The 11,292-nt window shown below is 40.9% G+C and carries 13 protein-coding genes; 8 read left to right on the top strand and 5 right to left on the bottom strand.

Going from position 1 to position 11,292, the window contains the following annotated elements; all coding sequences use genetic code 11:
• Window positions 1–271: 271 nt before the first annotated feature.
• Both HMPREF2606_RS02145 and HMPREF2606_RS02135 read right to left on the bottom strand, forming a co-directional pair.
• The gene (locus tag HMPREF2606_RS02145) at window positions 272–568 is read right to left on the bottom strand and encodes a hypothetical protein (RefSeq protein WP_070843239.1); all 297 of its coding nucleotides are present in this window, start codon (window positions 566–568) and stop codon (window positions 272–274) included.
• A gap of 706 nt (window positions 569–1,274) precedes the next feature.
• Complete coding sequence (locus HMPREF2606_RS02135; RefSeq protein WP_070843237.1) at window positions 1,275–1,907, bottom strand: LexA family transcriptional regulator; 633 nt, start codon at window positions 1,905–1,907, stop codon at window positions 1,275–1,277.
• 112 nt (window positions 1,908–2,019) lie between these two features.
• On the opposite strand from HMPREF2606_RS02135, the gene HMPREF2606_RS02130 reads away from it, so the two are divergent.
• From HMPREF2606_RS02130 to HMPREF2606_RS02115, 4 genes are all read left to right on the top strand, one after another.
• Window positions 2,020–2,235 (top strand): helix-turn-helix transcriptional regulator, encoded by a 216-nt coding sequence (locus tag HMPREF2606_RS02130; RefSeq protein WP_049351607.1) that lies wholly within the window; start codon window positions 2,020–2,022, stop codon window positions 2,233–2,235.
• Window positions 2,236–2,237: 2 nt separating this feature from the next.
• Complete coding sequence (locus tag HMPREF2606_RS02125) at window positions 2,238–2,999, top strand: hypothetical protein (protein WP_070843236.1); 762 nt, start codon at window positions 2,238–2,240, stop codon at window positions 2,997–2,999.
• A 508-nt stretch (window positions 3,000–3,507) separates the two neighbouring features.
• Complete coding sequence (locus tag HMPREF2606_RS02120; RefSeq protein ID WP_070843235.1) at window positions 3,508–3,795, top strand: AbrB/MazE/SpoVT family DNA-binding domain-containing protein; 288 nt, start codon at window positions 3,508–3,510, stop codon at window positions 3,793–3,795.
• Window positions 3,792–4,196: a type II toxin-antitoxin system VapC family toxin gene (locus tag HMPREF2606_RS02115; RefSeq protein WP_070843234.1), complete on the top strand. Its 405-nt coding sequence runs from the start codon at window positions 3,792–3,794 to the stop codon at window positions 4,194–4,196. The genes HMPREF2606_RS02120 and HMPREF2606_RS02115 overlap by 4 nt, the downstream gene beginning before the upstream one ends.
• 45 nt (window positions 4,197–4,241) lie before the next feature.
• Here HMPREF2606_RS02115 and HMPREF2606_RS02110 read toward each other — a convergent pair whose 3' ends face one another.
• Complete coding sequence (locus HMPREF2606_RS02110) at window positions 4,242–4,622, bottom strand: hypothetical protein (protein WP_070843233.1); 381 nt, start codon at window positions 4,620–4,622, stop codon at window positions 4,242–4,244.
• 641 nt (window positions 4,623–5,263) lie between these two features.
• On the opposite strand from HMPREF2606_RS02110, the gene HMPREF2606_RS02105 reads away from it, so the two are divergent.
• From HMPREF2606_RS02105 to HMPREF2606_RS02085, 4 genes are all read left to right on the top strand, one after another.
• Window positions 5,264–5,662 carry a phosphoglycerate kinase gene (locus HMPREF2606_RS02105; protein ID WP_070843232.1) on the top strand — a complete coding sequence of 133 codons (399 nt, stop codon included), beginning with the start codon at window positions 5,264–5,266 and terminating at the stop codon, window positions 5,660–5,662.
• A gap of 53 nt (window positions 5,663–5,715) precedes the next feature.
• Window positions 5,716–6,504 (top strand): N-6 DNA methylase, encoded by a 789-nt coding sequence (locus HMPREF2606_RS02100; protein ID WP_070843231.1) that lies wholly within the window; start codon window positions 5,716–5,718, stop codon window positions 6,502–6,504.
• A gap of 17 nt (window positions 6,505–6,521) precedes the next feature.
• Window positions 6,522–7,076, top strand: coding sequence for a hypothetical protein (locus HMPREF2606_RS02095; protein WP_070843230.1), 555 nt, complete (start codon window positions 6,522–6,524; stop codon window positions 7,074–7,076).
• A gap of 1,009 nt (window positions 7,077–8,085) precedes the next feature.
• Window positions 8,086–9,885 (top strand): ShlB/FhaC/HecB family hemolysin secretion/activation protein, encoded by a 1,800-nt coding sequence (locus HMPREF2606_RS02085; protein ID WP_070843261.1) that lies wholly within the window; start codon window positions 8,086–8,088, stop codon window positions 9,883–9,885.
• A gap of 252 nt (window positions 9,886–10,137) precedes the next feature.
• On the opposite strand, the gene HMPREF2606_RS02080 is transcribed toward HMPREF2606_RS02085, so the two are convergent.
• Together HMPREF2606_RS02080 and HMPREF2606_RS02075 are read right to left on the bottom strand one after the other, a co-directional pair.
• Window positions 10,138–10,770 (bottom strand): hypothetical protein, encoded by a 633-nt coding sequence (locus HMPREF2606_RS02080; RefSeq protein ID WP_070843229.1) that lies wholly within the window; start codon window positions 10,768–10,770, stop codon window positions 10,138–10,140.
• A gap of 157 nt (window positions 10,771–10,927) precedes the next feature.
• Window positions 10,928–11,290, bottom strand: a complete 363-nt coding sequence (locus HMPREF2606_RS02075; RefSeq protein ID WP_083325209.1) for a contact-dependent growth inhibition system immunity protein — start codon at window positions 11,288–11,290, stop codon at window positions 10,928–10,930.
• Between the last annotated feature and the right edge of the window lie 2 nt (window positions 11,291–11,292).

The raw sequence follows: 11,292 nt of genomic DNA, 5'->3' as shown, positions 1-11,292 counted from the left end.
AGCAGCCGTAGCATGAGCCGACATCCACGGATAACCAAATAATCATTTCCGATATAATCCATACCTGAAAACCGATGGCTATCGTTGTCAAAACCGATTGCCTATCGTACTCTTTCCAACCCCGGAATATATAGAAAGAATGCAACAACGCCCATGTTAAAATTATAGACAGTCTGATTTTATTGCAGCAGTCCACTTATCCATCATCTCCAAATGTGAACTAAGGTGGTAGAAAAGGTTGTCTAAAGCACGTTTTCAGACAACCTTGTTTTCAACTCTCCCGAAAAAATCCCGCAAACCTACCCTCAAATTCCTCTGCAATCTCTTCAATATCGTCAAAATTGCTATCTTTCCAAAGATCACTGTCACTTAGAAACCACTCGAATTTCCACCAGTATTCATTTGCGACGCGCACTGCGAGGAATGCGTCATCGTGATTCTCACGGTTCGCCTCAAAAATATCCTGTCCCGAACGCACATAAACTGACGATTGGTTTTCAAAATGTTCACTGATTTCTGCTGCCTTGTTTTGCAGTTCTTTAATCTTAGCCTTTATCATATTTGTCATAATGACACCTTTGAACTATAATAATTTGTCTGATTATTTCAGATGAACCCAAACGGAAACCCGCTTCTTGCACAAGCGGGCTTGGATTTGGATACATGTTTAAAGACGGGTAGCGCCGTCTGAACATTTGGGCATTTGCCCTATCGGACTTTTCCGATAAATACCCGCTCACGGCGGGGAATATAAAAATCAAAATGTACTTTGCAGCTTGTCCGCAGATTATCGCTGCTGCATCGGGATTACGTCCCGATTAAAAAATACGTCCAACTTGCCGCCTGTTACCGGACCCCACTGGGCAACCCGGATGCGCGGCATTTTTTTTGGCAGGTCAGATGCTGCCTGCAACCGTTTGTCCGATTTACCCAAAGGCTCGATCACCTTTTTTACGCATGATGTTTCAGTCTTTTCAGGCCAAAACATCTCCGAAGGCCGGTTGCTTCATTCCAAATATTTAAAGATCTTTCTGCGTTATTTGCAGAATATATTTGCATTATAAGCAGATTATCTTCTGCGTCAAGTGCAAATTTGCATTTTAATGAAAATAAAAAGGCCGTCTGAAAATTCAGACGGCCTTTTTATTAGGCAGTTGAAGATTATCCGTGAGCATTGGCCACTATTCCTGAATAACAGAGTGATTCATTCAAGAATAACTTTGGATTTACAGAAACTCCTTGCAAATCATTATTCAGGTTGAAGATAGGTGTAATTATTTTCTTCTATATTTTCGATGCTCAACCATGACCCCCAACGTTTTCAACTCAGAGTGGGAAGAATGGAAAATTTCAAAATCTTCATTTAATGGATATAACTCAAAAACTTTTTTTCCATCAATAATGCCACGGGCACGATATTTCCTGAAAAAAATATCCTGACCATTACTTGTTGCCAAAACAAAGTCTCCAGCTTCGGCTTGCAAAGTTGGGTCTAAGATAATCTTATCGCCTACCTGAAAATCCGGACTCATGCTTAAATCATTTATCTCGAATGAAAAAGATTGTGCTGAAATTGTTTCTTCAGTTATCAACCATTCGTCGATTTTTAAAAATTCAACATGACTTTGGATTTTATCCCAATCTAATATTTGCTGCTTATTTAACAAAGGAATCCTATGGTAGCCAGATGGAAGAGAAATATCCTTTGCTATATGAGATGAGATCAAGTCAACAGGGGAGCAGTTTAAGGCTTTAGCAATTACGCTTATCTTTTCAGTAGTCAAGGATTGTTGACCTCTTTCTATTCTTGAGAGGTTACCAGTATCCGAACCAATTTCAAGAGCTAATTGCTCAAGAGTCATTTTTAATTCTTTTCGCCTAGCGCGAATGTTTTGTCCAATATCCATTCTTGCATTCTCTAATTCTGCGTGAAATACATCAAAGCTGTGAAAGCAGAATAGCCTTGTTATTTTTCTGCGTTTAACGCATAATAAAAAAGTTTTTAGTAGGAATCAGATTATGACTTCACCTTTAAAATTAGCTCGCCTAGGGCGAAAACTGACGTTGGAACAAGTTGCCGAATTGGTTGGCAGCGATAGTGGGAATATTTCCAGAATTGAAAGAGCGAAACAAATCCCGAATAGAGATTTGGCAGCAAAGCTGGTTGAGTTATTTAGAGAAGATGGACTCACGGAGGTTCATCTTTTTTATCCAGAACGGTTTGAAACCAAATAACAATGCTCACAGCCGAAATCCGCCACCACATAACAACGGACTTCGTGGTTTACCGCGAGTTCGGGCTTTTGTGCGGCTCCAATATTCAGGCAACGACATTATTGTCAGGGCTGTTTTGGTGGAGCGACGTGGCTGATAAAGAACCAAAACGTCAGGGTTGGTTTTATAAAACCGCTTCCCAGCTGTTCGATGAGTTCGGACTGACACGACGTGGCTATGAAAAGGCAAGAAAATTCCTATCCAGCAAAGGCATTATCCAATGCCGACGTGCAGGTGTACACGGCAGGATGCACTGGCAGCTCAATAAAGAGCGTCTGTTAGAGTTATGCTATCTTGTCAAAGGTAAACCAGTGCCGCAATTCAACAGCCGTTACCATCTCGACATCGACAATTTCCGTCTTGAAAAGTGGATCAATCTTGCCCTTTGGGATGACTTTCTCAAAATGCGTGCCGAAAAAGGCAAGTCAGTCACAATTAAGCAGAAAAAGATCCTACTCAACCAACTCAAAGACCTCAAAAATAAAAATTACGACTTGGAAGCTGCTATGCGAAAAGCCATTCTAAACGGCTGGACAGGCTTCTACGCATCCGACCGATCGCCTATCCCCTCACAGCCGATACCTGAAGCAAAAGCCCTTAAGGTACTCGCGGAATATGAGGCACAAATCAAACAATCCGTTCATCCTCCAGATACAGACGGACAGCGGAATCCTGACAACCCTCATCGTCAAAATCTCCAAAATTACTATAAGAAAAAACAGTAACCATCATCAGGCTGTTGGCACAGCCATGCCCCAAAGCTGCTCCGGCAGCTTTTTTTGCGCTTTTTGCCGGTAGATATGCCGCCTAAAAGGCTGTTTTGTCTGTTTCTCTCAACAATTTGAGATGTGATGGGCTGTTTTTCTGCTTCGTTTACCTATTTTTATCCGAATCAAATTTAAAGAATAAGTTTTAATGTTGAATATAAGTATCTGAAAATATTATGTTTGTACATAATGAGCAAAGAACTTTGGCTTTAGAGGACATAGCACTTTGTCCGTATAGGACGGCCTTTATACAAAGATCACCTTCACAGACCACTATCAAAAAATATTACAGGCTCGCGCCTGACTGTTTTTTGTGCAATTTATGATGGATGTAGATGGATATTGACGTTTGAGAGGATATAGACTCTTTTTGAGGGAGAGATATGTACAGGTTTTGTGGATAAATGGGTTGAGACGAGATACAAAGTAAGGTAAAGTTACCTTACTTGTTTGATGGAGATTAATCATGGGAACGGCTTTGAGATTAACCGCTAAAAATCAGGTTACTCTGAAAAAAGAGTTTTTGCTGCATTTGGGCATTACTGCCGGAGACAGAATCCATGTCAGCAAACTGCCTAACGGCGAGCTGCGGATACGGGCAAAAAAGAAGAAAACTGTTTCTCACAAATCATTTAGGGATTTCGCCGGTTGTTTGGGCAACCCGCATGATGTCCATCTATCCATTGACGAGCTGAACGAAGCTATTGCCGATGCTGGGGCAACGGCAGGTTCTGAAGGATTGAAACTCAAATGAGGCAGATTGCTATTGATACCAATGTTTTGGTACGGTTGTTCGTTGATGACGATTTGGTACAAAGAGATAAGGCATTGGAATTACTGGAAAGTGCCGATAGTGTGATTGTGCCAACCACGGTATTTTTAGAATGCGTATGGGTTTTAACCCGTAGTTATAAAATGGAAAAAAACCTTGTTTTGCAACAACTTCGAAGTTTTTCCGAATCTATTCCCAATTTAGTTATTCAGGATGACGAGCTGGGAGCGGGGTTTGCAATTATGGAAGACAATGGCGATTTTGCCGATGGAGTCAACGAGTTTTTGGGACGCATGATGGGAGCGTCGTGTTTCGTTACTTTTGACCGTAAGGCAGCAGTTTTGCTTGAAAGTAAGGGCTTGGTAGTCGAGCAGATTAAATAATTCGTTATTGTTGGTACAGCCGTCTGAGTGAATCAAACGGCTTTTTCATTTGTATGCCTCTGGATCAATCTTGCTCTGCCAGTCAAACTTGCCTTTGCCTGCTGTTTCAGATGAGCCATTTGCCGGTATTTTTGAATTTTGCGATTCATTTTTTTGCGAATGATTTTGTAGATGCGGAGCTTTTTGAACTTCCACTTTGCTGTTTTCCGGTTTATGGACTGTTTCTGATTTTGAACGTGTTTTGATAAACCAGTTAATTGTCGTCAATCCAACTTTGAGACCGTTTTCCGTCAAAAACTGTTGAATCTGTTTTTGAGAAAAGCCTTTTTGTTTAAGCAACAGGATGTCTGTTTTGAACGGCTCTAATTTAGAACGTCGTCCTTTTTCTTCCTGCTCAGTTATGAATTCTTCTACCGAAATACTCATATCCAATTCCAATCTAAAATCAAGCCATCTAAATCTAATAATTTCTATTGATAAACTAATATAATCTAATATTAAACTAATAAATCCATTTAATCAATCTAAAAATTGATCTATTTTAAATCTATCTAAATCTATTAAGCCTATATCAATCTAAATATAATCTAATTTCAATCTATTTGAATCCAATAAATATTCTAATAGTTGAGCTAATACTTTCCAATCGGCGCGTATCCACCCTTCAAAAAGGGAGATTTCATAAGTACAACACTAAATTTAACTACAACGCAGGATAGGCAACGAGTGCCAAAAAACGCACTAAATGCGTTTTTCAATTCCGCCCAACAAGGCGGAAACGCCGCAAAGCGGCTGAAGGTTTGAACAACCATCGGGGGCATCTGCCGCCGTGTTGTTGGTTGATGTCTAAATTTCAAAGCGCAAAAAGTCCAGACCAAGACAAGTGTCTCTGCACGTCTTCCACCTTTTCCACCACGCCACAGAAGGCGCACCGGACAAAGATGAAAGCCGCACAAAGCCAGTCTGGACTTTTTGCGCTTTGAAATTTTTAACGACATCACAACACGGCGGCAGATGCCCCCGATGGTTGTTTATTTATGAATGAACATTTATGAAAGGACTATCAGATGGGATTAGATATGTATGGCTATACCATGAAAGCCGAGTTTGTCGGCGACCGTCAAACCGATGTGAATGTGAGTGAAGATGAACGCGAAGAAGCAGCACTGAATCATTTTGCCTACTGGCGAAAATTTAACCATCTTCATGGTTGGATGGAAAACTTATATCGTCAAAAAGGCGGAAAAGCTGAAGTCTTTAATTGCTGCACTGTTCGGCTAGAACTTGAAGATTTAGACCGTCTGGAATCTGATTTAAATGAAGAAAAATTGGAATACACGCCGGTTTTTTTCTTTGGAGACGATGAGATATATCCCGAAGACATTACAGAAACTAAAAACTTTATTGCTAATGCCCGTCTAGCAATAGCTACGGGACAAGCAGTGTTTTATGACAGTTGGTGGTAATGGTACACGGTTTTAGGCGGTAAAGGCCGTCTGAAACCATAGGGAGCAAGAAGATGGAAAACACTGTTAAAGAGCTGAAAAAACGTATTTATTCGTTTGGTGCTGCATACAAACCCTCTGATGTTTTTCGTGATTTTGTCGAGCTGGCAGCGATTGCCGTTTTAAACAGCTATATTCGGAATGAAGATTGGGAAAATCGTGAAGAGCGATACCACGTTATCCGACGACAATATAAAGAAGAGGCTTTTAAAATTTTTCCTGAGCTATTAGGCGTTTTGGCTTCGGGCTGTATTCGAGCGGTGAAAGTCGGAAACTACGAAGATTTTTTGGGCGAACTTTATATGGACTTGGGAGCGTCGAACGAGCGTAACGGACAGTTTTTTACGCCGATGTCTATATCAAGAGTGATGGCAAGACTGGCAGGAATCGACACGGTGGAGAAGCTGGCGAATAAAAGATTTGTTTCTTTACTTGAGCCATGTTGTGGCAGTGGTGCGAATCTGCTTGCTTTCGCCGAACATATCGCCGATAGCGGAAAAATTCCAAGCTTACATATGGCAGCGGTTGCGGTAGATATTGATGTTTTATGTGTGTGGATGTGTTTTGTGCAATGCCATTTTTACGGTATTCCCGCAAAAATCATACATGGCGACAGTTTGAAACTTGAATTTCATACGGCTTGGCGGACAGTGCATTGGTTGCGTGGAGGATTTGAAGACGATATGAAAGCTGAAATTGCCGCTGACAAAAAAGCCGCTTTCGATGCAGAACAGCAACACCATAGAGAAACGAAGATTACCGCCCCTTTGTTGACTTTGGAAGAACAGTTGGTCTTGTTTTAAGGAAAGGAAGAAGCGTGATGATTCAAGATGTGAAAAAAGTGGATAAAGTTGACAGTATTTTAAATGAGGTTTCGACATTAAGCCCGAAGGAAATCCGAGAAATTTTTATGCGGATGTGGAGGCATATGGATTCACTGAATGACGGATTAACGGCTGATGATTGTGTCGAACTTTTTGCAACTGCATTAAAAGGCAGTTCAGATTTAACCTATGATTTGTTAAAGGATACCTGTCATGATTATAGCGTAGGCACAATGACGGAAACATTTGCATTATTGCCGCGTGAAACGTATGACAAAATGTTTTCTGAATGCCTCAAAGGTAAAATTCCCGCTGAAACGCGACTGGATACCGAAGCCCTAATTAAGTTTTTGATGTTGGATAATGTTTCTGAAATTGAAGTGAGCATTAGAAAAGGTTGTATAAGAGCAACACATTTTATAGGTTCTGACAAAAAATATATCTATGACACAGGTATTGATGATGAAGAAATTCAATGGGAAATTGAAGATTTCAAGGCTATTTATCCGCATACATGGTGGACGGTAGAGCAGGTTATTTACAATGACTAAGATATAAAGGTTGTCTGAAACGGCGATTTCAGACGACCTTTATATGCTGAAGGGAAATTAACGGAAAAAAACGCCCGCCGCAGCCCCGTTACCGCCTCTCAAGGTTCGGCAGAAACGTCCCCACGCCCCCAAGAGAAAAACAGACTTAGGCAACTTTTCCGGCACCTTCGGCAGCCTGCAAAATTGCCATGCCTATTTTTCTCTTGCCCCCTACGGCGGGCTTTTTTATTTATGAAAAATTAGTACTATTCAATCTAGTAGCTGACAGCTCTTAAAACTGGAGCTATTTAGACAAAATATCTGCCTTTGTCGATTTTGATCGGTGTTTAACATGGGCTGGGATGAAAAATAACACATAAGGAAAACTAATACTTTTACTACAGCGTGAACACATTGATAGGTTGTTTGATATGTTAATAGCAAACCGCAGGTTTGATACCCCCATTTAAAATTACGGAGTACGATGGTGGGATGAATTTTTTGGGCGCGTTTGGCGAAGTCCCAGTACACGAGCTTGGAAATCGATCGGCGACATTGTGCTTTGAATGGAAAGGAGAGATCTCTGAACCACGAGATACCCATGATATTTCGGGGATGAAGCCAAACATTCTTTATGACTTTAACGGATCAGGACGGCACTTTGATAACTCTGATCCACGTTACCTGCTTCCAGTGGATTCAAAAGGACTGATTCTGAAGCATATCGTGATTAATGATGAAGACGAGCTTTTGAGGATTTGATGTAACCGACGAAAAATTTATTTTTACCGATACCGACTATTGAAAGCCATCCCAATTGTGCGAAACATTTTATTGCATAAGGCATGGCAGGAAATTTACCGGATAAATGAAATGTGTCGTAACACTTCATTTGAAATTGCCATATGCAACCGCCTAATGTAAGATGAATAAACATACAACCGAGTTTTCATCTGCTAGAGCTAATATAAGGTCTTTTTTTGGTCATTACTATAATTGTCCACTTACATTATTTAACTTAATTAATTCTATGAACCCCTTCTTTTCCTCCCAAGCCATATTTCCTCCATTATCACTATTATTCCTATCATTGATAGCTGCCTTTCCTGTCCCAACATCAGCCGCTCCCACTCCCGAAGCCATTTCACAACAACAGGATATTCTCCAGCGTCAACGGGAGAAGCAGCTGCGTGAACAGATGTTGCCTGAACAAGATGTGCGTTTAGATGATGCTGATACAGGTAGGGAGAAGATGGCAACACAGGCAGATAATGCAAATTCGGATGAAGCAAGCCCATGCTTTCCTATTTCTGAAGTGGAATTGGTAGGTAAAGGAGCCGCTAAATTTCGATTTGCGCTCAATCAGGCTTTGCGCCAAACACATTTTGTTCCCGGCAAGTGTTTGCATGCGGGCGATATCAATCAAATCATGTCTTTGGCGCAAAATGCTTTGATCGGCAGGGGGTATACCACGACACGTATTTTGGCTGCGCCACAAAATTTGAATAGTGGCAAGCTTCAATTAACACTGATGCCGGGCTATCTGCGCTTCATACGAATCGATAGATCTAATGATGCCCAAACCCATGCTGAACGCATTGCAGCATTCCAAAACAAATTTCCCTCCCGCTCAGACAATCTGTTGAATCTGCGTGATTTAGAACAAGGGCTTGAAAATCTCAAACGGCTCCCAACAGCAGAAGTCGATATCCAAATCATTCCCGTAGAGGACGAACCAAATCAAAGTGATGTTGTGCTGCAATGGCAGCAACGTTTGTTGCCCTACCGTGTAAGTGTAGGCGTGGATAATTCAGGCAGTAAAGCAACGGGGAAATATCAAGGAAATATCACTTTCTCTGCTGACAATCCTTTTGGACTGAGTGATATGTTTTATGTAAATTATGGACATTCAATTGGCGATACACCCAATGAGGAAAATTTTGACGGCCATCGCAAAGAAGGCGGATCGAACAATTACGCAGTACATTATTCAGTTCCTTTCAGCAAATGGACATGGGCATTCAATCATAACGGCTACCGTTACCATCAGGCAGTTGCCGGATTATCAGAAGTGTATGATTATAATGGGAAAAGTTATAATACTGATTTCGGCTTCAACCGTCTTTTGTATCGTGATGCCAAACGCAAAACTTATCTCGGTGTAAAACTGTGGACAAGGGAAACAAAAAGCTATATTGATGATGCCGAACTGACTGTACAAAGGCGTAAAACTGCAGGTTGGTTGGCAGAACTTTCCCACAAAGAATATATCGGCCGCAGTACGGCAGATTTTAAGTTGAAATATAAACGCGGTACCGGCATGAAAGATGCTCTGCGCGCACCCGAAGAAGCCTTTAACGAAGGCTCGTCACGTATGAAAATTTGGACGGCTTCGGCTGATGTAAACATTCCTTTTCAAATCGGTAAACAGCTATTTGCCTACGATACATCTGTTTACGCACAGTGGAACAAAACTCTGCTCACATCCCAAGACAAACTGGCGATCGGTGGGCGCTACACCGTGCGTGGCTTTGATGGTGAAATGAGTTTGTCGGCTGAGCGAGGCTGGTATTGGCGCAACGATTTGAGTTGGCAATTTAAACCAGGCCATCAACTTTATTTTGGGGCTGATGTGGGACATGTTTCAGGACAATCCGCTCAATGGTTGTTGGGGCAAACTTTAGCTGGTACAGCAATGGGGATACGCGGACAAATGAAGCTTGGCGGAAACCTACATTACGATATATTTACCGGCCGCGCATTGAAAAAACCCGATTTTTTCCAATCAAAGAAATGGGCAAGCGGTTTTCAGATAAGCTATACGTTTTAAAACAGTATCGTCAAATGAGCTATAAGGAAGAGATAATAAAATTTGATAATAGCTGAGACCCTGCAAAATACCTCTCTTCACCTATTTACTGACAGCCAAAAGCCTGTGTTGGGGTTCAGCTGTTGGGGGAAAAGGAATTTTGCAAAGGTCTCAGGATGTGTGTTGTTATACAGGTAAATAAAGGTCGTCTGAAACGGTTTTGCTGTTTTCAGACGGCCTTTTGAATTCATACAAGCTATGGCTTGCTTATCTTTATAATTGTCCAAATTTCCAATAATCCCGCCCTTCAATTTTCCAATAACAAAATTCGTCTGGTATTAAATACCCAAAATCCATTGCCTTTGAAAACCAGCCGTCATAAACATAATCTTCATGACATCTGTCCCAATCCATATGAAGGTAAACTTCCGTATCAAAATTAATATAGAACAACGGCAGTCTCGAAGAAATCTGATTGATTTTTAAGAAATCACTTTGCTGGCCAGAGTCTGAGATAGGATCATTGTACGACAGCTTATTCTCGACAACGGAATATAACCTTACCGCTTCATCAGAAGTAAACCCCTGAAACATCAGTTCCTTCAATTCATCCTTTTTTAATACAATGACTGAATCTGATTGAAGATAGCTTTCAAAATTGTCCTTAGTTAATTGCCAGATGCCGTTTCGGTAATAATAACTATTCATTTCATCCTGATATTGTTCTAACGTAATATTACCGTTTTTAAAATCCAAATCTAAGTCTAATTTCATGTTTAATATAAAATTTTCCTTATAATCAATCAAATAATATATCTTTTTCTTATAGACAAAAATAGATATGCATTGAGTATATTGAAAGATGGCATTTAATAATTCAGATTTAAATTTCTCAATTTTTTCCATATTTGACAAGTTCCTTAATAACTTTATCTTTAGCAAGTCGTAGCCCACATTAAATCTGCAGCTAAGGTGTGCGCGGTACGCACGCACGCGAGCTTGAGTCTAATAAAAAAGTCGTCTGAAACATTTTTCCGGCTTTCAGACGACCTTTTGTCAAATATTATCGGCAGCGGCTCAATGCCAACCTTAAACCTGCTCCGATTTCTTCAGGGCTGTTATCCAATGATAAAATTACATCGTCTGCATCAATGGCATCCCACGCTTCCAGCTTGACATGGTGGCTCGGGCTGATTTTCAGGCAGCCGTTGTGCAGCCAAATATCCCCGCTCATCATGTTTTTAAATAGGGCGCGTCTGGTTTTATAGCCCAAGTTCCCGCATAGATTGGCAACCCAATCCTCATAACGTGGTTTAAAACTTTCCTGTTTTAAAAAATCAATACGTTCAGCTTCGTTGTCTAACGTCCTGCTGTTCGCCAATGCTTGTAAGACTGTCGTGCCTAAAGTTCCATTGTCGGTATCCAATG

It is taken from the genome of Neisseria sp. HMSC070H10, from assembly GCF_001837635.1.
GTDB classification, from domain to species: domain Bacteria; phylum Pseudomonadota; class Gammaproteobacteria; order Burkholderiales; family Neisseriaceae; genus Neisseria; species Neisseria subflava_A.
Note: the sequence above shows the minus strand (reverse complement) of the source record. Positions and strands in the feature narration are given on the sequence as shown.

What these genes read in the sequence shown, in the direction of transcription:
- HMPREF2606_RS02095 (WP_070843230.1), top strand. Translation starts at nt 6,522, where the DNA reads ATGATTCAAGATGTGAAAAAAGTGGATAAAGTTGACAGTATTTTAAAT.
- HMPREF2606_RS02100 (WP_070843231.1), top strand. Translation starts at nt 5,716, where the DNA reads ATGGAAAACACTGTTAAAGAGCTGAAAAAACGTATTTATTCGTTTGGT.
- HMPREF2606_RS02080 (WP_070843229.1), bottom strand. Translation starts at nt 10,770, where the DNA reads ATGGAAAAAATTGAGAAATTTAAATCTGAATTATTAAATGCCATCTTT.
- HMPREF2606_RS02105 (WP_070843232.1), top strand. Translation starts at nt 5,264, where the DNA reads ATGGGATTAGATATGTATGGCTATACCATGAAAGCCGAGTTTGTCGGC.
- HMPREF2606_RS02110 (WP_070843233.1), bottom strand. Translation starts at nt 4,622, where the DNA reads ATGAGTATTTCGGTAGAAGAATTCATAACTGAGCAGGAAGAAAAAGGA.
- HMPREF2606_RS02120 (WP_070843235.1), top strand. Translation starts at nt 3,508, where the DNA reads ATGGGAACGGCTTTGAGATTAACCGCTAAAAATCAGGTTACTCTGAAA.
- HMPREF2606_RS02125 (WP_070843236.1), top strand. Translation starts at nt 2,238, where the DNA reads ATGCTCACAGCCGAAATCCGCCACCACATAACAACGGACTTCGTGGTT.
- HMPREF2606_RS02085 (WP_070843261.1), top strand. Translation starts at nt 8,086, where the DNA reads ATGAACCCCTTCTTTTCCTCCCAAGCCATATTTCCTCCATTATCACTA.
- HMPREF2606_RS02115 (WP_070843234.1), top strand. Translation starts at nt 3,792, where the DNA reads ATGAGGCAGATTGCTATTGATACCAATGTTTTGGTACGGTTGTTCGTT.
- HMPREF2606_RS02145 (WP_070843239.1), bottom strand. Translation starts at nt 568, where the DNA reads ATGACAAATATGATAAAGGCTAAGATTAAAGAACTGCAAAACAAGGCA.
- HMPREF2606_RS02135 (WP_070843237.1), bottom strand. Translation starts at nt 1,907, where the DNA reads ATGGATATTGGACAAAACATTCGCGCTAGGCGAAAAGAATTAAAAATG.
- HMPREF2606_RS02130 (WP_049351607.1), top strand. Translation starts at nt 2,020, where the DNA reads ATGACTTCACCTTTAAAATTAGCTCGCCTAGGGCGAAAACTGACGTTG.